This window comes from Enterococcus sp. B2E4 (assembly GCF_030499455.1).
GTDB lineage: Bacteria > Bacillota > Bacilli > Lactobacillales > Enterococcaceae > Enterococcus_D > Enterococcus_D casseliflavus.
The window spans coordinates 228,359-249,819 of record NZ_JAUKPK010000006.1 but is presented as its reverse complement, the minus strand read 5'-3'; the positions used below and the strand labels follow the sequence as shown (position 1 = coordinate 249,819).

Here is a 21,461-nt window from a genome sequence, read left to right as displayed (position 1 = left end):
CGTATTCCCACCTTTTCTATTGTCATAGAGTGAAGTATACATTCTTACTTAATGTTAGTAAAAGAAAATGCTTGGGACGTCAAAAAGTCAGGTAAACGCACCTGACTTTTTCTTATTGGGCATCGATAGCAATGAATTTAACGGTCACGTATTCTTCAGGGCCATATTTGCCGTTTTCACGACCAAAACCGGAATGCTTGACGCCGCCGAAGGGAGCCGCCGGATTTGAGATCGCAATGTCATTGACCCCAACCATCCCATATTGGAGGTTTTGGGCTACATTCGAGATCGTTTGCAAATTCGTTGAAAAGAAGTAGGAAGCTAGTCCAAATTCCGTATCATTTGCCGCAGCGATGACTGCTTGTCGATCCGTAAATGAGATCAATGGAATCACAGGTCCAAAGGTTTCTTCATAGTAGATAGCCATCTCAGAAGTAATCCCATCGATGACCGTTGGTGCGAAGAAGTTGCCTTTTTCGTATTCACCTTCAGTAAGCTTTTTACCACCGAGTAAAACTTTAGCTCCTTTATTTACCGCATCTTCCAACTGCTCGATGACTTTTTCAACGCCTGCTTGGTTGATCAAAGGACCAACAGTAGGGTTTTCCAGACCATTGCCGACCGTTACGGTTTCCATTTTCTCTAGTAATGTTTTGGTAAAGGCGTCTTTGATGGACTCTTCGACAAAAATTCGATTGGGGGATGTACAGACCTGACCGTTGTTGCGGAATTTTGCTGCAATTAATTTTTCAGCAGCTAAATCTAAATCAGCATCAGCAAAAACAAGAAACGGGGCATGACCACCTAACTCCAATGAAACTTTTTTCAGAGTTGGTGCTGCTTGTTCATATAATTTCATCCCAACTTTCGTGGAGCCGGTAAAGGTGATTTTTTTGACTTGTTCATTTTCGGTCAATTCTTTCCCAATCTCAGAAGAATCACCTAAGACGATATTGACGACCCCGTCTGGAAGTCCTGCTTGTTGAAAAAGCTCGCCTAAAGCTAATGCGGATAGTGGGGTTTCTTTTGATGGTTTCATAACAAGGGTACAGCCAACGGCCATAGCAGGTGCAATTTTTCTTGCAATCATGTTAGAAGGAAAGTTCCAAGGTGTGATCGCGCCAACAACCCCGATCGCTTCTTTGCGTACCAGCCAATGATTGTGTTCAGGGGCTGGAATCACTTCGCCATAGACCCGTTGCGCTTCAGCTGCATTCCAACGGAAATTGTCAACGTTGGATTGGATTTCTGCCTCCGCTTCTTTTAATGGTTTTCCTTGTTCCATACTCATGATTTTTGCTAAACGATCGCTTTCTTCCTCCATCAAATCAGCAATGACGTTCATCAAATCGGCACGTTCTCGAGGGGAGCGTTTTGACCATTCTGGAAAAGCAATCGCTGCGGCATCGATTGCTTGCTTGGTTTCCTCGATCCCTCCTTGACTGACTTTTACGAGTTCTTCATTAGTGGCAGGATTGGTAACCGAAACCGACTCTTTTGTTCCTTCAAGCCATTTTCCGTTAATCAATAACTTTGTTGGTACTTGTGGTAACTGTTGGTTCATCATGGCACTTCCTTTCAATAATGGGTTCCTATTTAACCCTAGCACGGATCAGAAAGGATGACAATTCATATGCAAGTCTCTTGAATCTCCAAATTTTTGTAAAGAACCAAAGGGGAAATGTCCTGCTCCTATCATTTTATGGTAGAATAGAAAAATAAGAATGTTTGTTCGATTCTTGGAAAATATAGTAAAATATTCAAGGAGTGAGGGACGCGTGCAACAAGTAAAAGAGCTTTTAAAAACAGTAGGATTTGTCGTGATCTTCACTTTATTCCTCTTGTTATTAAGACAGTATGTCTTTACTCCTGTGATCGTAAAAGGAGATTCGATGGACCCCACATTACATGATGGTGAGCGGGTGATTGCTTTGAAAAATACCGAGATCGAACGTTTCGATATCATAACGTTTGAAGCACCGGATGAAGCAGGCAAAAACTATATCAAACGCGTGATCGGTTTACCTGGCGATCAGGTTTCCTATCAAAACGATACCCTTTATATCAATGGACAAGCATATGATGAACCCTACTTGGATGAATTCAAAGCAGCTGTCACAGATGGCTTTCCATTGACCAGTGATTTTGATATGGGGTTATTTGGTGTTGAAGTCATTCCTGAAGGTCAAATTTTAGTGTTAGGGGATAACCGCCGAATTTCCAAAGATAGTCGTCAATTAGGTCTGATCGATGAAGCAACGATTTTGGGTGATGTAAAATTTGTATTCTGGCCAATTGCCGATTTTGGTATGCTAGGCAAAGAGTGAAATTCTGCGACCGTTTTTTTGTTTTTAAGGAGATTCTTTTAAAACAAAGACGCATTTGAAGAAGCGTGTCGCTGATTTTTAGTGTTTTTTTAAAAGACGATGGAGAGAAGGAGTCCTTTCATGAGTTTACGATTTATCCTTGGCGATGGCCGTTGTCGTCATGATCAAGCAGTGATAGAAAATGCAAAAAGTTGGTTAGAAAAAGACCATAAAGAAGTATTTTTTCTGGTACCTAACTACAACAAATTTGAACGAGAGCGCGAGATCCTTCAATTACTGAAAGAGGATCGCGTAGAAGATTTTGCTTCTATTCGCGCGCAAGTGTATAGTTTTCACCGTTTGGCTTGGTTTTATCTGCAGCAAACCGGCTTGCTTTCTCAAAATGCCATCACTGAAAATGGTGCCTCCATGATCATGCGTAAGCTGCTTTTGGAACTAGAAGAAGAACTCGTCTTATACCGTGGTGAGATCAACAAAGCGGGTTTTATCCAGCAATTGTTGGCGTTCTATCAAGAAATGCATACAAGTCGATTGGGGATCGAAGATTTATTGGCAGGTGGTGCTGCACCAAGCGCAACCCAAGACGAGGAGAAAAAATACAGTGAATTAGCGAAAATATTTCAACGATTTGAACAAGAACTTCTGGAGCGTGCATTACAAGTCGAACAACCGATCACCTTGTTGACACGCTTTCTTGAAGGTTCCTTGCTGGATGATTCTCCAGTGGAGCAAGCAATGCCTAACGCGGTGTCAATGAACAAAGCACCAGATCTTTCCCATGCCTTATTTATTATCAGTGGGTTTTCCGCTTTTTCAACACAGGAACAGCAGCTGATTCAAGTGTTGATGAAAAAAAGTCATGTCATTATTGATCTTTTTCTGGATCGTGGGTATCCACAAGAGCTGCCTTCACCGTTAAATTTGTTTTATGAAGCAGGGCGAACCTATTATCAATTGATCAGTTTTGCCCGAGAAAATCAAGTGCCGATTTATTTGGATCAGAAACTTTCGGTCAACCAAGAGGTAGACAAGGAAGCGAAGGGATCGATGCAACAGGCGTATAATGAAATTGAAACATTTTGGCGGCAGACTCAGTCACAAGTCAACTATCAGCAACAGTCCTCTGTGAAGGACTTTCTGGCAATTTGGAAAGTTGGGAATCCAGAAGAAGAGATCCGTCAGATTGCAGCGTCGATCCGTGGGATGATGAGCGATAAGAAACGGTACCCAACATTACGATACCGAGAGATCCAATTATTGATCGCCGAACCAGAAATCTATCATCAATATATCCCTAAAATTTTTACTGAGTTTGAGATTCCTTTTTATATCGATGAAGAGCAGATGATGGCGCAACATCCATTGGTTGAGTTTTTGAATGCTTTTTTTGCTTGTCAATCCTATGGCTTTCGCTTAAATGATATTTTACGGTTGCTTAGAACGGAACTTTACTTACCGGCAGCCTATCGCTCCGAAGCAGATTGGCTCGTTGGGCGTGACCAGTTTCGTAAGTTGGTGGATATTACCGAGAACAAAGCGTTGGCTCATGATTTCCAAGGAGCGAGTTGGACGAGAAACGAAGATTGGGAACTGATCGAGTATTTACAATCGGAAGAAGAGCAGACGGATAAAGTGGATTTGACAGCGTATACCAACCAGTTGCGCAGGGCCTTTAAACAAGATGTTGCTGATACTCTAGACTGGCTGACGGCTGCTAGAACGAACCGCGATGCGGTCGAACTGCTGTATCGCTTTTTACTGAATGCCGGTGTTGAAGAACAACTGCGGCATTGGCGAGATCAAGCGATCCAGCAAGGGAAGTTGGATCAAGCCCGTAATCATGAACAAGCATGGCAAGCCTTGATGGATTTGCTGGATGAATATGCTGCGATCTATGGGGAAGAGTCCTTTGATTTTGCGCTCTTTGAGGATGTCTTATTGACTGGCTTAGAAAATGTCACATTCGGGAAGATCCCAACAGCGATCGACCAAGTCAACATCAATCGCCTTGATCTGGCACGTCCAAAGCAAGCAAAGATCACATTTGCACCGGGATTGAATGAAACGGCGTTGCCAAGAAAAATAGAGAACAAAACGTTGTTGACGAATGAAGAACGTCAGCATTTCAATCAGTTGTTCAATGGTGAAAAATACCTTAGAGATACAGTGGTGGAAGGCAGTGTCAAGGAGCCATTTGCCTTTTATTCTGTCTTGCTTTCAGCAACGGAACACTTATCACTGTCCTATGCCGTTAATTTTGATACCCAGCAAAACATCAAAATGTCGCCTTATTTAGATCGCGTGGTCAAACGTTTGGATGTCCCACTGCAAGAGCGAGGGATTTTGACGCTAGTCAGCGATCCAAGAAACTATGTCGGCAGTTACCGTGGCCTGATCTATCAAATCAATAACCTCAGTCAGCAAGCGCAAAAAAACAAAGAGAATTTGCCTAGGGTTTGGGAGCAGCTGAAACAAGCACTGCTGCGTTCGGAATGGACAGATTTAGCTGCCCAAGTATTTGAAAGCCAAACTCATCAAAATATTCCGATTCCTTTGTCTCAAGCACAAGCTGCGGCACTATATGGACCATCGATCTACAGTTCCATTTCTCAGATGGAGACGTTCTATCAGTGTGAATACAAGTATTTCGTCAGCTACGGATTACGGTTAAAAGAACGGGAAGTTTATGGCTTAAATCCAGCAATGACCGGTGAGTTTTTCCATGATGCGTTGGACCGCTTTGTCAAAGTCCTGATTGCTGAAAATATTTCCTTGACCCAGTTAACTGCTGACCAACGCGTGCAATTTGTGGAAGTCGTTTTGCAGGAAATTTTTGGCGAAAGCCGTTATCGCTTACTGACGAGCTCTGCTCGGATGAATTTTATTCGGTATCAATTAGGCAAGACGATTCAGCGAGTAGCGTGGGCATTAGCGAAACAAGGACAAAAAATGCATTTTAGTCCTGAAAAGACGGAGGTGCTATTCGGTCAGATCGCTGGCTCAAATGGAATCAATGGGATCGAATTGCCATTAAGTTCTGGCGGGAAACTGCATGTGCGGGGGAAAATCGATCGTGTCGATACGGCGAAAACGGAAGAAGAACAATGGCTTTCTGTTGTTGACTATAAATCTAGCAGCCGAGATTTTGACCTTTCTGAAGCATACTACGGACTTGCGATGCAGTTGATCACCTATCTCGATGTCGCATTGACGGATGCTGTCCAACTGGTTGGTTCGCCAAATGTGCGACCAGCGGGGGCTTATTATCTGCATGTGCATAATCCGCTTTTGGACGGACAAGAAGCCAGTGAAGAAGAACGTTTAAAACGTTTCAAGTATGACGGGTTGTTTATTGACGAACCGGCTGTTTTCCCGTTGCTAGATGAGGATGTTGAAGCCAGCAAAAATTCACCGATATTCCCTGTTCGAAAAGACAAAAACGGCAATTATCAAAAAACAACGCAGGCGAAAAACAAGTTTTATACAGAAGAAGAGCTTGAACTGTTAAGAAAACACAATCGTAAAAACATGCAGCAAAGCGGTGAGAAGCTGTTGAGCGGTGAAATCGCCTTAAACCCGTCTTATAAAATAAAAGACAAAAAACGGGCGTGTGAATTTTGTCCGTTTCGCAGCATCTGTGACTTTGATGTATTGTTGAAAGAAAATGAGTACCACCGTTTAGAAAACTTATCCAAAGATGAGATTATCCATCGCTTAAGGGAGGAAGAAGATGAGTAAGATCCCTTTAAAACCGCAAAATGAAACCTTTACGGATACCCAATGGCAAGCCATTTTTGATAAAGGGGATAATATCCTCGTTTCCGCTTCAGCGGGTTCAGGCAAAACCACCGTTTTGGTTCGGCGAGTGATCGAAAAGCTAAAAGCAGGAACGACGATCGATTCTTTACTGATCGTAACCTTTACCGAAGCAGCTGCTCGAGAAATGAAAGAACGGATTCAAGTGGCATTGCAACAGGCCATCAATCAAGAAAGTGACGAGCAAAAGCGCCAGCACTTCGTTCGTCAGCTGCAGCTGTTGCCGACAGCTAACATTTCTACCTTGCATGCGTTTTGTTTAACTGTGATTCGGCGTTTTTATTATTTGATCGATTTAGATCCTAATTTCCGCATGATGACCGATGAAACCGAAATTTTATTGATGAAAGAAGAAATATGGACACAGCTGAGAAATCAACAATATGAAGCCAATGATGAAGCCTTCTTTCGTTTGACGGAAAATTTTTCAAGTGATCGTTCTGATGAAGGCGTCGGGGATCTGATCCTGTCTCTTTATGACTTTGCCCGAGCCAATCCAGATCCAGTCAACTGGTTAGCCCATCTAAGTGATCACTATATCGGCAAAGAAACCTTTGCTGAAAATATCCTGTACCAATCGCAAATCAAACCGACTTTGCAAGAAAATTTGAAGACAGCGGCGCATTTGCTGCAGGCGGCGCAAGACTATGCCCGTTCTGATGAAGCGATGGAAAAAGCGGCACAGTTGATCGATACCGAATTGGGCATGGTGGAAACCTTAAAGGCTCTGCTGGATGCAGACGATGTCGATGGCTTCTATGAGCAGATCCAAACATTGCGTTTTGGTCGTTACCCAGCTTTTCGCAAACCAGAACAAAAGGAATTGTCCCAAGAAATCAAGCCCTTACGCGATGATGCGAAAAAATTGGTCGAGCAATTGAAAGCCACCTTCCCGTATCCACCAGCTGAAATGATGGAGCTGCTTCATCGATCAGCACCTGTCGTCGAAAAAATGGCAGCGATGACCGAAGCATTTATGAAAGCATTTCAAGAAAGAAAGCTTTCAAAAGGCCGTTTAGACTTTAATGATTTGGAACATTTCACCTTGCAGATTTTACAAGGAGATGGCAGTGGAAGTGAGGCGTCGACCTATTATCGTGATCGCTTTGAAGAAGTTTTAGTCGATGAATACCAAGACGTCAATCGGCTGCAAGAGGCAATTTTATATTGGGTCAGACAAGTCGATCATAACCCTGGCAATATGTTTATGGTGGGGGATGTGAAGCAGTCGATCTATTCGTTTCGACTAGCAGATCCGACGCTATTTATCGAAAAATACTTGGCATTTGAAACAGAGAATGGTGGGCGAAGAATCGTCTTGGCAGAAAATTTTCGTTCTCGTTCCGATGTATTGGATTTTACGAATCTAGTTTTTCAACAACTGATGGATGAAAGGGTTGGACAAATCCCTTACGATGAGGCGGCAGCCTTGATTACCGGTTTTCCTGATTTTCCAGAAAGCGAGGCCTTTGCAACAGAGCTCTTGTTATATGAAAAAGAGCATGAATCCGAAGAACAACTGATCGATGACAAAACAGAAGGTGAAATGCAGATCACTGCCTTAAAGATTCGAGAGTTGATTGAATCAAAATTCATGATCTATGACAAAAAAGCCAAAACAAATCGACCAATCACTTACAATGACATCGTCTTATTGACCCCCACACGTAAAAACAATCTTGTCATTTTGGATGTCTTTAAGCAGTTTGGGATTCCGATGGCGGTCAATGATGCTCAAAACTATTTTCAGGCAACGGAGATCCAAACCGTCGTTTCTTTGCTGCAGATCATTGATAACCCGTACCAAGATATCCCACTTGTGGCCGTTTTGCGTTCGCCAATCGTCGGCCTAACAGAAGATCAATTGGCTGAGATCCGTTTGGCGAATCGTTCCAGCGACTACTACGATGCAGTATTGGATTACCATGGGCAACAAGAAGCGTCACCCTTGTGGCAAACGGTGGATGGGTTTTTAACAAAACTGGAACAATGGCGAGAGGAAGCACGACGATTACCAATCCCGACCTTACTTTGGCAAATCTATGAAGATACTGCCTATTTGGATTATGTCGTGGGACTGCCTGCAGGTCAGCAGCGCTATGCCAATTTAGCGGCATTGGTCCACAGAGCGGAGAAATACGAAAAGAGCAGTTTCCGTGGGTTGTACCAATTCATTCGCTTCATCGAAAAGATGCAAGAAAAAAACAAGGACTTGGCAGAGCCATTAGCTACACCAGTAGAAGAGGCGGTTCGTGTGATGACCGTCCATGCAAGTAAAGGTTTGGAATTTCCTGTAGTCTTCTTATTGGATACAACAAAATTCTTTAATTACCAAGATTTTCAAAAACGCTATATCTTTGAAGAACAGCTGGGGGCTGGGATCCAATATGTGGAACCCGCAGAAAACCTTAAATTTGAAACACTGCCTTTTCAAGCCATCAAGCAAGTTCGTTTGAAAAAAGCCTTGTCAGAAGAGATGCGAAAATTATACGTAGCATTGACACGAGCAGAGCAGAAGCTTTTCTTAGTAGGCTCCTATAAAAATCAAGCGGATGCCTTTAAGACGTGGCAATCTGGCTTGACACAATCCGAGATGGTTCTTGATCCAGCGTTGCGCCTTGTTGCTCGGGGGAGCTTGATGGATTGGGTCGGACGGACCTTGATGCGCCATCCAGATATGGAAGCAGTATTCTCCGAAGCGTCAGAGCGCAAGCGAACGATCGATCATCCTGCTCATTTTCGTCTGTCATGGTGGAATCAAGAAACGATCACGCAAGAAGTCCAAGAGACGCTTGCGCCAGTCGAGGAGCCTAAACGATTGATTGCGCCAGATAGCAATATCGATGATCTTTTGAAACGCCTAGCCTATCGCTATCCTTATCAAAAAGCGACCCAAACGACTAGTTATCAATCTGTTTCAGAATTGAAAAGACTCTATAACGATCCTGATGATCAACAGACCACTTTGTTGGAATGGCGGTCGGTTTCCGAGAAGACGAATCCTCAGCAATATCGCTACGTACAAGATGAATTGGCGAAACCCAAATTTCTGCAAGAAACGAAGCCTCTCGCCAGCAGTATCGGAACCGCAACACATACGGTTTTGCAAATGATCCCCTTAGGAATGAAGCCAACACAAGATACTTTGGCGCTCCTGATTGCTGAACTCGTGAAAAAGCAATTTTTTTCTGAAGAAATCGCCAAAAAAATTGACCGATCGAGTATTTTATGGTTTTATCAAACTGAACTAGGTGAACTGCTGAACCAATTCTCTGATGTGGTGAAGCGGGAGCAGCCGTTTTCGATGCTAAAAGAGGCCGATACGATCTTTGAAGGGTTTGACGAACCAGATGCGCCGCTTTTGATCCATGGTATTATTGACGGCTATATTGAATTGGCGGATGAAATCATTTTGTATGACTTTAAAACGGATGATGTGTTCGGCAGTCAGGCTCAGATTGAACAGAAAATGCGCGAACGATATTATGGTCAATTAAAACTCTATTGCCAAGCATTGGAGAAAGCATTGAACAAACCAGTGAAACAGACCTATTTAGTGCTGTTAAAACCTAAGATGATCGTGGCATTCTAGCTGATCGATCCTAGTTTCTTACATTTCGTAAGTCATATGCTATAATAGGTAAAAGAGGTGATGGAGAATGATAAAAGTAGAATCGGATTATGCCCTTTGTCCTAAATTTGAAAAAGCTTTTTCTATTTTAGGCAAAAAGTGGAACGGCTTGATCATTGATGTCCTTCTTGAAGACGGCAAACAAAGATTTGTTGAGTTAGCAAACAAGATTCCTCAAGTGAGTGATCGGGTGTTAGTCGAACGCTTGAAAGAATTAGAGCGGGAAGAAATTGTCTGCAAAGAAAACAATCTTTACTGCTTGACGCCAAGAGGTATTGCTCTTGAAAAGAGTATGATGAGTGTGAAGCGTTGGGCAGAAACCTGGGTACGTGAGGAAGAATGCAGTTGATTTCTCAACGGAAATTAGGTAAACTAAGCTTAAATGAATAGTAAAAAAAGCGTTGATAGAAACTAGTAATTTGGCTGGATCAGAAAAAGGGAGACTTGTCACAGACTGAAAGCAAGTCCTGTATTCGAAAAATGAATTTCACTTCTGGAGCTTGCTGAGAACAATCAGTCGGCAGTGTTGCTGTCGTTAGCCGAAGTGAGTGCGCGGAACTTTCCGCGAATGAGGATGGTAACACGAGACGTCGTTCCTTTTTTTAGGGATGACGTCTTTTTTGTCTTTTTATCAAAAGATCGTCACTTTTTCCAGTCAAATCGTTTTTTACACTATTCACTGTATAGAAGGAGGAAACACATGTCTTTACAAGAAAAATTAGAAGCATTGAAGGAAACGACATTGCTTAAAATCAAAGAAAGTCCAACCATGAATGACTTGAATCAGATTCGAGTGGAAGTGCTTGGAAAAAAAGGTCCCATTACTGAAGTTCTACGGGGGATGAAAGATCTTTCTGCGGAAGAACGGCCGAAGGTGGGGAGCTATGCCAACGAGATTCGTGATATCTTGACAGAAGCGATCGAAGAAGCAAAATCGTCTATCGAAGCAGCAAACTTGGAAAAAGCCCTTGCTGAAGAATCCATCGACGTGACTTTGCCTGGTAAAAAGATGGACCGAGGAACACGCCATGTGCTAACGCAAATCATGGAAGAAATCGAAGATATCTTTGTTGGTATGGGCTACCAAGTAGTTGAAGGCTACGAAGTGGAAAAAGATCATTACAACTTCGAACGGATGAATCTGCCAAAAGATCATCCAGCCAGAGACATGCAGGATACTTTTTATATTTCAGAGGAAGTGCTGATTCGGACCCATACGTCACCAGTGCAAGCGCGAACAATGGAGACTCATGATTTTTCTAAAGGGCCGCTGCGGATGATCTCACCAGGGAAAGTTTTCCGTCGTGACACAGATGATGCGACCCATAGCCACCAATTCCATCAAATTGAAGGATTGGTGATCGATAAAAATATTACGATGGGTGACTTAAAAGGAACCTTAGAAGTCATGATGCAAAAAATGTTTGGTGAAGATCGCCAAATTCGCTTGCGACCAAGCTATTTCCCTTTCACAGAACCATCGGTCGAAGTTGATGTCAGCTGCTTCAAGTGCGGTGGTGCGGGTTGTAACGTTTGTAAACAAACTGGCTGGATCGAGATCCTCGGTGCTGGAATGGTGCATCCTAACGTCTTAGAAATGTCAGGGATCGATCCAACCCAATATTCAGGATTTGCTTTTGGTTTAGGTCCTGATCGAGTGGCAATGCTGCGCTACGGCGTAAACGACATTCGCCAATTCTATCAAAATGATGTGCGTTTCATTCGCCAGTTCAAGGGGGAACAATAAATGTTAGTATCGTACAAATGGTTAAATGAATACCTTGATCTGTCTGAGATCACACCAAAAGAGCTGGCGGATAAAATGTCAGTGACTGGGATCGAAGTCGAAGGTATTGACGTGCCTGAAGAGGGTTTAAAAAAAATCGTTGTCGGAGAAGTGACCGACTGCCGACCACATCCAGATTCTGATCATCTATCGATTTGCCAAGTAAATATTGGTGAGGAAGAAGACACGCAAATCGTTTGTGGGGCACCAAATGTCAAAAGCGGCATCAAAGTCATCGTGGCATTACCAGGCTCTCGAATCGCGGGCAATGTAAAAATCAAAAAGGGCAAGATGCGGGGAGAAGTTTCGAACGGCATGATTTGTTCATTGCAAGAATTGGGATACGCCGATAGCGTGATTCCCAAAGAATACGCAGAAGGAATCTATTATTTACCAGCAGAAGCAGAAGTAGGAACACCGGTTTTTCCTTATCTCGATATGGATGATCACATTATCGAATTATCGATCACTCCGAACCGTGCGGATGCGTTGAGCATGCGGGGGGTTGCTTATGAAGTCGGTGCGATCTATCGGCAAACACCGAAGTTTCCTGAAATTGCGCTTAATGAAAGTGAAGTAGCTGCTGCCGATAAAATTCAGGTGAAGGTCACGGAAGCAACCGATGCACCCGCCTACCAAATTCGAATCATTGATGGTGTAACGATCGCCCCAAGTCCACAATGGCTGCAAAATCGCTTGATGAATGAAGGCATTCGTCCAATCAACAATGTTGTGGACGTGACAAATTATATCTTGTTATTATTTGGGCAACCATTGCATGCTTTTGATTATCAAAAGCTAGACAGCAAGGAAATACTGGTACGTCGCGGCAAAGAAAATGAAAGCCTGGTTACCTTAGATGGAGAAACACGTCAGCTTTCATCAGAAGACATCGTTATCACCAACGGAACGACACCCGTTGCGCTCGCAGGCGTCATGGGAGGGCTTGATTCTGAAATCACGGAAACAACGACCACAGTCGCTTTAGAAGCGGCGCTGTTCGATCCATTAGCGATTCGTTTAACCTCAAAGAAATTCAATTTAAGAAGTGAGTCCTCTGCTCGTTTTGAAAAAGGGATCAACCAAGCAACGGTTGCAAAAGCTTGTGATGCAGCAGCAGCACTGATTGCAGAACTTGCTGGCGGAACGGTCTTAAAAGGGGCAGTAATAGGTTCCCAAGTAGCTGTAGAACCTGTGGAGGTTACAATCACTTTAGCTCGAATCAATAGCTATTTAGGCACAGAAATCACTGATGAAGAAGTGCAAGAAATCTTTGATGCATTAGGCTTTGGTCATCGTCAAGAAGCAGACAGCTATATTATTTCTGTCCCACCTCGTCGTTGGGATATTACGATCGAAGCAGATATCATTGAAGAAGTGGCGCGTATTTACGGTTATGATCGTTTGCCATCGACTTTACCGCAAGGAGAAACGGTTGCCGGTCATCTAACCAAAGCGCAACGTCTGACTAGAGAAGTTCGGACGCTATTGGAAGGCAACGGGGTCAGTGAAGCCATCAGCTATGCTTTGACCACTGAAGAGAAGGCACAACAATTTACGGATAAATCGAGCCAAGTGACTCGATTGGATTGGCCAATGACCGAAGAGCGTGCCGTCTTGCGCTTGAATCTGATTTCAGGCTTGTTAGACGACGTTGCGTACAATTTGGCACGTAAAAACAATCGTGTTGCTTTGTATGAAATTGGTCGCGTCTTCTATCAAACAGGCGACAGTAAGCACGAGCTGCCAACAGAAGTCAATCACTTAGGGCTAGCTTTGACAGGAAATATCCATGAGAAAGACTGGCAAACCCAAGCTCAAAAAGTTGATTTCTTCCATTTGAAAGGCATTTTAGAAAATCTATTTGATTCGTTGGCATTAACCGACCGTATTCGTTATCAAAAAACGGCAGCTATCAAAGAGATGCATCCTGGCCGTACGGCAATGATCCTGCTAGATGACCAAGAAATCGGCTTCTTGGGACAAGTCCACCCATCGATCGCCAAAGATTATGAAGTGAGTGAAACCTATGTTGCTGAATTGAACTTAGATCAACTGTTAGCAGCGAAAACAGAACAATTGGTCTATCAACCAGTTTCTAAGTTCCCATCAGTAACGCGGGATATGGCACTCTTGCTTGATGAAACGATCGATAACCAGTCCGTGATGGAGATCATTCGCGAAAGTGCAGGTCGCTTCTTAAGTGCGATTCGTTTATTCGATGTTTATCAAGGGAAAAACATCGAAGCAGGCAAAAAATCATTAGGGTACAGCCTTACCTTTAGCAATCCAGAAGCTACCCTGACGGATGAAGAGATCAATCAAGCAATAGCGAAAATTACTCGTAACTTAGAAGAAAAAGTTCAAGCAGAAATCCGCTAATCAAATAAGTAGAAAAACGTTCTCCACCATACAAAGAAGTTGGGTGGGGAACGTTTTCTACTATTATAATAGATGCTCAGATGACACAAGAATGTGAGGAGTTGAGTGAAAGCCGTAAAAGATTTCTCTATAGAAGGCAATCCAGCTTTTTTGGTACAACTTTTTTTAAACACTGGCAAGGTTGAAAAAAGGATTTCCTAATCCGCATTTTATGAGGTTATTTTTTAGGACAGCTTTCTTGGTTTTTGTGCAAGAAACAGCATCAAATCAAATTACACAAAGTGTCAGTCTGGGGAGGAAGGGTTCTCGTGAAATCTAACACAGAGTTGACACATAGGTTTTGTATGAAAGAATTCATTCCGATTTGTAAACAAAAAAACAAGCCGTAAAGGCTTGTTTTTTTAGGCGAAGTAATTGATGCCCATTGCATTTTTGACTTCAGCTAACGTTTGGGCGGCAACTTGTTCTGCTTTTTCACTACCAATTTTTAATAAGTTCATCACTTCACCGGGATCTTTTGCAAAAGCTTCACGGCGTTCACGAATCGGTGCAAATTCGGCTTCTAGAACATCGATCAAATAGCGTTTGATTTTGACATCGCCTAATCCACCACGGGTGTAATGTTCTTTTAATTCAGCAATTTTTTCTTTTTCAGTGCCAAATACATCAAGATACGTAAAGACCATATTGCCTTCAACTTGTCCAGGATCGTTGACATGAATGTGATTTGGGTCCGTATACATGCTCATCACTTTCTTTTGTAATACATCGGCTGGATCAGCTAAGTAAATACCATTGTTCAGTGATTTGCTCATTTTCCCGTTCCCATCGATCCCCGCTAAACGTCCCATACCTTTTGGCGGTAAAACCGCTTTTGGTTCGACTAATACTTCACTATACGTAGAATTAAAACTATGCACGATTTCTTGCGTTTGTTCCAGCATTGGTTTTTGATCTTCTCCAACGGGGACTAAATTTGCTTTAAAAGCGGTGATATCCGCTGCTTGAGAGACAGGATAGATGAAGAACCCTGAAGGGACGCCTTCGCCAAATTTTTTTTGTTCAATTTCGGCTTTAACGGTTGGATTTCGTCGTACTCGAGCAACACTGACTAGATTGAGATAATACATCGTCAATTCAGAGAGCTGAGGGATTTGCGATTGAATAAACATCGTCGTTTTTGCTGGATCCAATCCAACGGCTAAATAATCCAAAGCAACTTCTAGAATATTCGCTGAGACCTTCTCAGGTGTTTTCGCGTTATCTGTTAGTGCCTGCATGTCAGCGACCATAATATAAAGCTGATTTTCAGGGTCAGCTTGCATTTCGACCCGTTTTTTTAAAGACCCCACATAATGGCCAAGATGCAATTTGCCAGTTGGGCGGTCGCCAGTTAAAATCGTATTCACTTTTTTTCCACCTTTTCCTTTGTTATATGGTTTATCTTACCTTTTTTTAGCAAAAGAAACAACCGGTTCTCCTTGTAATCTGATGGGGTGAGAAATATTTTCATGGACAAAAACCTCACATCAAAGTAAAATAGCACTTGTCTTTTCAGAAATAAGGGGGGAACATTGGAAAAGCACCTTTACAAATGAAAAAAGATTGAGCTATAATATGAATCAAATCTTTCCAATTACTCATTTAATTTTAAAAAAAGCTAGGAGTGTGAATCAATGGCAATGATCGAATTTAAGAACGTAGAGAAATATTACGGAAAGTTCCATGCATTAAAAAACATCAACCTTGAATTTGAAAAAGGTGAGGTCGTTGTTGTTATCGGACCTTCAGGATCTGGTAAAAGTACAATGCTCCGTACGATTAATGGTCTAGAAACCATTTCAGGTGGTCAATTATTGGTCAATGGCAAGAACTTGTTTGACAAAGATGTCAAAATGACAGAAATTAGAAAAAACATCGGCATGGTGTTTCAACATTTCAATTTGTATCCAAATAAAACCGTGTTAGAAAACATTACGTTGGCACCGATCAAAGTATTAAAACAAAATGAGCAAGAAGCCATCAATTTGGCGGAAAAGCTTCTTGATCGGGTAGGGATGTTAGATAAAAAAGATTCCTATCCTTCCATGTTATCTGGCGGACAACAGCAGCGGGTCGCTATTGCCAGAGGGCTTGCGATGAAACCAGAAATGCTGCTTTTTGATGAGCCAACATCAGCATTGGATCCAGAAATGATTGGTGATGTCTTGGATGTCATGAAAAAAATTGCCAGTGAAGGCATGTCCATGATCGTTGTTACCCATGAAATGAGCTTTGCCCGTGAAGTAGCAGATCGAATCGTCTTTATGGCGGAAGGACAAGTCCTAGAGGATCGGCGCGATGTCGATGGATTCTTTGATGCACCAAGAGACGAACGTGCAAAACAATTCTTGAGCAAAGTCAGCAATCATTAAGCAATAGGAGGAACCCTTATGAGAAAGAAAATCTTTTCCTTTCTAGTCTTAGCCTTTGCCCTTGTGACTTTCTCAGGTTGTAAAGGACAAAGTGCCGCAGAGATCGATATTTTAGAAAACAGCAAAGAGACGAATCAGATCGTTTGGGGCGTAAAAAACGATACCCGTCTTTTTGGATTAATGGATATCGCGACCAGAGAAGTACGAGGATTCGATATTGATATCGCTCGTGCAATCACTGAGAAAATTTTAGGTCGTGATGGCAATGCCATCTTTGTTGAAGTTACCTCAAAAACCCGGATTCCTCTTTTGAAAAACGGCAACATCGATGCAATCATCGCCACGATGACTATCACGGAAGAACGTAAAAAACAGGTCGATTTTTCCGATGTCTACTTTGATGCAGGCCAATCGTTATTAGTTGCCAAAGACAGCCCTATTCAAGGGATTGAAGATTTGACCGCAGATACCACTGTATTGGTCGTAAAAGGCTCTACTTCCGCTGTGAACATTCGTGAAGCAGCACCAGAAGCGCAAATTTTGGAACTTGAGAATTATGCGGAAGCCTTTACCGCTTTACAATCTGGACAAGGGGATGCTATGACCACGGATAATGCGATCTTATTAGGGATGGCGAGTGAAAATCCCAATTACCATTTAGTTGGCGAAACTTTTACAGAAGAACCTTATGGGATTGCCATCAATAAAGGACAAAAGCCGTTTCTTGATGCAGTGAATCAAGCCTTGCGGGAAATGCGTGAAGATGGAACCTATGATGAGATTTACAACAAGTGGTTCCCTGAAGACGAATCAGGAAAAGTAGAGTAGGAGGAAACTGAATGGTTGAATTATTTCAAACGTATACCGGTCAGTTTATTGAAGGCTTTAAATACACAGTCATGGCGAGTTTGATCGCACTGTTTTTTAGTCTTTTGATCGGAACCTTAATGGCAATTTTTCAGTTGTCAGACAATCGCCTCATCAAAGGGATTGCCAAAGCGTATGTTGAGTTTTTTAGAAATATTCCCTTATTGATCATCGTGATGTTCTTTTATGTCGTTGTGCCAATGTATTGGGTTTCTTTTGACGGCTTTCAAGCGGGAACGATCGGCTTAACGATCTATACATCGGCATTTATCGCTGAGACGATCCGTTCAGGGATTCAAACGGTCCCTAAAGGCCAGATGGAAGCTTCCTTGTCTTCTGGTTTTACTTACAGCCAAGCGATGCGCTACATTATTTTGCCTCAAGCATTTAAGATCGTCGTACCGCCGTTAGGCAATCAATTTATCAATCTTGTCAAAAATTCATCAATTTTGGCGATGGTCGCAGGATTAGATATTATGTATCAAGGCGATTTGATCGCAAGTGAGACCTTCAATACATTTGATACGTATATCATTGTTGGTCTTTTCTATTTGATCATTACCCTACCATTGTCTTATTTGATGGTTTACTTGGAACGGCGTTGGGCTGTCCGCTCATAGAAAGGAGCTAACGAACTATGGACTTTTTTGAAGCTTTTTCAGCGATTAACATTCGCTTCTTGATCGATGGCTTGCGGGTAACAGTTGAAGTGTCGATCCTATCGATTTTATTTAGCTTTATTATCGGAGGGATCGCCGGCATTTTGCGTTTTAGCTCGATCCCAGTCTTTTCTAAAGTATTAGGTGTCGTGATCGATGTTATTCGTAACTTGCCTTTGCTCTTGATCATCTTTTTCACTTACTTTGCATTGCCGCAGATCGGTATCCGCTTTAATATTTTTTGGTCAGCGGTTGTGGCGTTGACGATTTTTGAATCAGCGATGCTCTCTGAAATCTTTCGTGCTGGTTTGAATTCTGTGCCAAAAGGGCAGATGGAAGCTGGTTTGTCTACAGGGTTGAGCTATGTCGAAGTATTGCGGAGCATCGTCGTGCCGCAGGCATTTAAAGCGATGCTGCCAGCGATCGTCAGTCAGTTGATCTCTTTGATCAAAGATACGTCATTAGCCGTGATTATTTCTTTACCAGAGCTGACTCATCATGCTCGAATCATTTATGGCCAAAACACAAACTATGTTTTGCCTATGTTTTTGGCAATGACTGTTTTATACTTTTTGGTTTGTTATGCCTTGTCATTGCTTTCTGGCTTTTTGGAAAAACGTCAGTACGATTACTAAAAAGAATAATCGTCAAAAAAATCCCCACGATCGGTCTTTTACCCATGCAAGTGCAACTTGTGGGGTGTAAGCCAATCGTGGGGGCTTTTTTCTTTTTGACCGTTTCGTGCTTTTTGGGAAAGCTTTTTTAGCAAACGAAAGGAATACTTGAAAAATAGTCAAAAAAAGTCCAAAATGAATAAGAGAGAAAAATGCACCAAACTCTTTCTCTCATGTAAAGGATGGAAACTATGACAAACAACAGACCAATTGGTTTTATCGATTCTGGTGTTGGTGGGTTGACGGTCGTCAAAGAAGCAATCAAGCAATTACCCAACGAATCGATTCTTTATCTGGGAGATACAGCCAGATGCCCGTATGGTCCGAGACCTGCTGAGCAAGTCATCGAGTATACGTGGCAAATGACCCGTTTTTTATTAGAAAAAAAAATTAAAATGTTGGTGATCGCTTGTAATACAGCGACAGCGGTCGCCCTTGAAGAAATCAAAGAACAACTAACGATCCCAGTGATCGGCGTGATCCTGCCTGGCAGTCGAGCAGCAGTCAAAGCAAGCAAAAACCAACGAATCGGTGTCATCGGGACAAACGGAACGATCAAAAGTGACTCTTACAAGCGCGCGCTTCATGGCAAAGCGCCCCATGCGTCCGTCGTCAGTTTGGCTTGCCCGAAGTTTGTGCCGATCGTAGAAAGCAAACAATACCATAGCTCGGTCGCCAAGAAAATCGTGGCAGAAACATTGCGTCCATTGAAAAACAAACGGCTAGATACAGTGATTTTGGGTTGTACCCATTATCCTTTATTGCGTCCTTTGATCCAAAATGAATTGGGCGCTCATATCCAGCTGATTGATTCAGGTGCAGAAACGGTGGGGGAAGTCAGTACCTTGTTGGACTATTTTTCCATTGCTGCAACGAGTCAGGACGATCCGCATCCGAAACATGCATTTTTTACTACTGGTTCACCGAAAATGTTTGATGAGATTGCCAATGATTGGCTTGATTTAGACACGATCTCATCGATTCACACTGATTTAGGAGGCTTTTAAATGCGACATGATGGCAGAAAAGAAACAATGTTAAGACCAGTTAAAATTCAAACCAACGTCTACAAACACCCCGAAGGATCGGTTGTGATCTCTTTTGGTGACACAACCGTGATCTGTTCGGCAACGATTGAAGATCGGGTCCCTCCGTTTTTACGAGATACGGGAAAAGGCTGGGTCACAGCCGAATACAGTATGCTCCCACGAGCGACCAACACTCGTAATCGTCGAGAAAGTGCCAAAGGCAAGCTTTCTGGTCGGACGATGGAGATCCAACGGCTGATCGCTCGTTCCTTGCGCGCAGTAGTCGATTTAGAAAAATTAGGGGAGCGCAGTATCGTGGTCGATTGTGATGTCGTTCAAGCAGATGGCGGTACCCGAACAGCTAGTATTACCGGCGCATTTGTCGCGTTGCGTTTAGCTATCGATACCTTGTTGCGTGACAAAGCGTTGACGGAAGATCCAATCAAGGAGCATTTAGCAGCAATTAGTGTCGGGATCTTACCAGATGGCACCTGTGTGACCGATCTCGATTATCAAGAAGATTCTTCAGCTGCTGTTGACATGAATTTGGTGATGACGGAATCTGGTCGATTTGTCGAATTGCAAGGAACTGGGGAAGAAGCGACCTTTGATGGTCAGCAGTTGAATGAGATGCTGATCTACGGAAAAACAGCTATCGAAGAATTGATCGCCTATCAAAAAGAGGCACTGTTTTTACCAGATGAACCCCCTTATGAGATTCCCGAAAAAACGATCGTCATTGCTACAGGCAATCCAGGAAAAGCCAAGGAATTTAAAGCCGTATTTGGCGCAGCAGGTTACGATGTCCGTACCTTAAAAGACTATCCTTCCTTGCCAGATGTTGAAGAAACCGGCACCACCTTTGAAGAAAATGCCCGCCTTAAAGCCGAAACCATCGCCAGAATTTTGGGAAGACCGGTGTTAGCTGATGACTCAGGACTGAAAGTCGATGCACTAGGGGGACGACCAGGGGTGTACTCTGCTCGATTTGCTGGTGAGCAAAAAAGTGACGCTGCCAATAATGCAAAATTGCTCTATGAATTGACGGATGTCGAAGATGACAAACGCAGTGCCCAATTTCACTGTACGTTAGTTTTCGCAGCGCCAGGAAAAGAGAGTTTGGTGGTTGAAGCTCAATGGCCGGGGAGAATCGGCCGCATCCCTCGCGGAGAAAATGGGTTCGGCTACGATCCATTGTTTATTCCTGATGGTTCAGAGCAAAGCGCAGCCCAAATGAGTCAAGAAGAAAAGAACCGAGTGAGCCACCGTGGTCTAGCAATCAAAAAACTGCAGGAACAGTGGCAGGAGTGGTTAGAAGGAGAAAATGTATGAAATACTTAGTTGTCAGTGACAATCATTCAGATCGTGAGATTCTTGTTGATCTTAAAAATGAATTCGAAAATCAAGTCGATTTGTTCCTTCATTGTGGGGATTCAGAACTTCCTGAAACGGATCCTTTATGGGAAACATTCCAAGTCGTTTGTGGCAATTGCGATTACGGTGGTGGTTTTCCGAATGAGCGTATCGTTAAAACGCCGCTGGATACCATCTATATGACCCATGGCCATTTGGCGGATGTTCGTTTTGGCGTAACCAAATTAGGCTTAAAAGCGCAACAAGCAGATGCCTCGATCGCTTTGTTTGGTCATACGCATCAAATTGCTTGTGAGAAAGTCGGGAATCGACTTTTCTTGAATCCCGGCAGTATTTCCCAACCGCGAGGGCAAATTCAAATCAAAAGTTTTGCGATTATTGAAAGTACGCCAGAACAATGGGCAATCCAATACTATGATCGTTCCTTTCATAAAGTCCCAGAGCTAGCTTTCGTTTTTACACGTTAAGTAAGCGGAATCAAAAAGTAAAAATTTCATTATAAT

The 21,461-nt window shown here is 42.8% G+C and carries 15 protein-coding genes; 13 read left to right on the top strand and 2 right to left on the bottom strand.

Going from position 1 to position 21,461, the window contains the following annotated elements:
• Positions 1-112 precede the first annotated feature (112 nt).
• Positions 113-1,564 (bottom strand): NAD-dependent succinate-semialdehyde dehydrogenase, encoded by a 1,452-nt coding sequence (locus tag Q1X33_RS07775; protein WP_080542656.1) that lies wholly within the window; start codon positions 1,562-1,564, stop codon positions 113-115.
• 214 nt (positions 1,565-1,778) lie between these two features.
• Here Q1X33_RS07775 and lepB point away from each other — a divergent pair, with 214 nt between their 5' ends.
• From lepB to pheT, 6 genes are all read left to right on the top strand, one after another.
• Positions 1,779-2,327: a signal peptidase I gene (lepB, locus tag Q1X33_RS07770; RefSeq protein WP_005226195.1), complete on the top strand. Its 549-nt coding sequence runs from the start codon at positions 1,779-1,781 to the stop codon at positions 2,325-2,327.
• A gap of 120 nt (positions 2,328-2,447) precedes the next feature.
• Positions 2,448-6,065, top strand: a complete 3,618-nt coding sequence (locus tag Q1X33_RS07765) for a PD-(D/E)XK nuclease family protein (RefSeq protein WP_301969619.1) — start codon at positions 2,448-2,450, stop codon at positions 6,063-6,065.
• Complete coding sequence (gene addA, locus Q1X33_RS07760; RefSeq protein ID WP_005226193.1) at positions 6,058-9,735, top strand: helicase-exonuclease AddAB subunit AddA; 3,678 nt, start codon at positions 6,058-6,060, stop codon at positions 9,733-9,735. The genes Q1X33_RS07765 and addA overlap by 8 nt, the downstream gene beginning before the upstream one ends.
• A 67-nt stretch (positions 9,736-9,802) precedes the next feature.
• The gene (locus tag Q1X33_RS07755; protein ID WP_005226192.1) at positions 9,803-10,123 is read left to right on the top strand and encodes a helix-turn-helix domain-containing protein; all 321 of its coding nucleotides are present in this window, start codon (positions 9,803-9,805) and stop codon (positions 10,121-10,123) included.
• Between the two features lie 351 nt (positions 10,124-10,474).
• On the top strand, positions 10,475-11,521 hold the full coding sequence (pheS, locus tag Q1X33_RS07750) for a phenylalanine--tRNA ligase subunit alpha (protein ID WP_005226191.1): 1,047 nt from the start codon (positions 10,475-10,477) through the stop codon (positions 11,519-11,521).
• The gene (pheT, locus tag Q1X33_RS07745) at positions 11,522-13,942 is read left to right on the top strand and encodes a phenylalanine--tRNA ligase subunit beta (protein ID WP_005226190.1); all 2,421 of its coding nucleotides are present in this window, start codon (positions 11,522-11,524) and stop codon (positions 13,940-13,942) included.
• Between the two features lie 401 nt (positions 13,943-14,343).
• Here the strand turns inward: pheT and trpS are convergent, their stop codons facing one another.
• Positions 14,344-15,351, bottom strand: coding sequence for a tryptophan--tRNA ligase (gene trpS, locus Q1X33_RS07740; protein ID WP_005226189.1), 1,008 nt, complete (start codon positions 15,349-15,351; stop codon positions 14,344-14,346).
• Positions 15,352-15,618: 267 nt separating this feature from the next.
• Here trpS and Q1X33_RS07735 point away from each other — a divergent pair, with 267 nt between their 5' ends.
• From Q1X33_RS07735 to Q1X33_RS07705, 7 genes are all read left to right on the top strand, one after another.
• Entirely contained in the window at positions 15,619-16,356 is a 738-nt protein-coding gene (locus Q1X33_RS07735) for an amino acid ABC transporter ATP-binding protein (protein ID WP_005226188.1), read from the top strand.
• Positions 16,357-16,374: 18 nt separating this feature from the next.
• Positions 16,375-17,184 carry a transporter substrate-binding domain-containing protein gene (locus Q1X33_RS07730; RefSeq protein WP_005226187.1) on the top strand — a complete coding sequence of 270 codons (810 nt, stop codon included), beginning with the start codon at positions 16,375-16,377 and terminating at the stop codon, positions 17,182-17,184.
• Between the two features lie 11 nt (positions 17,185-17,195).
• Complete coding sequence (locus Q1X33_RS07725; protein WP_005226186.1) at positions 17,196-17,843, top strand: amino acid ABC transporter permease; 648 nt, start codon at positions 17,196-17,198, stop codon at positions 17,841-17,843.
• A 17-nt stretch (positions 17,844-17,860) separates the two neighbouring features.
• Positions 17,861-18,517, top strand: a complete 657-nt coding sequence (locus tag Q1X33_RS07720) for an amino acid ABC transporter permease (protein ID WP_005226185.1) — start codon at positions 17,861-17,863, stop codon at positions 18,515-18,517.
• Positions 18,518-18,747: 230 nt separating this feature from the next.
• Complete coding sequence (racE, locus tag Q1X33_RS07715; protein WP_301969618.1) at positions 18,748-19,563, top strand: glutamate racemase; 816 nt, start codon at positions 18,748-18,750, stop codon at positions 19,561-19,563.
• The gene (rph, locus tag Q1X33_RS07710) at positions 19,564-20,916 is read left to right on the top strand and encodes a ribonuclease PH (RefSeq protein ID WP_005226183.1); all 1,353 of its coding nucleotides are present in this window, start codon (positions 19,564-19,566) and stop codon (positions 20,914-20,916) included. It begins immediately after the preceding gene.
• On the top strand, positions 20,913-21,425 hold the full coding sequence (locus Q1X33_RS07705) for a metallophosphoesterase (RefSeq protein WP_005226182.1): 513 nt from the start codon (positions 20,913-20,915) through the stop codon (positions 21,423-21,425). The genes rph and Q1X33_RS07705 overlap by 4 nt, the downstream gene beginning before the upstream one ends.
• Positions 21,426-21,461 lie beyond the last annotated feature (36 nt).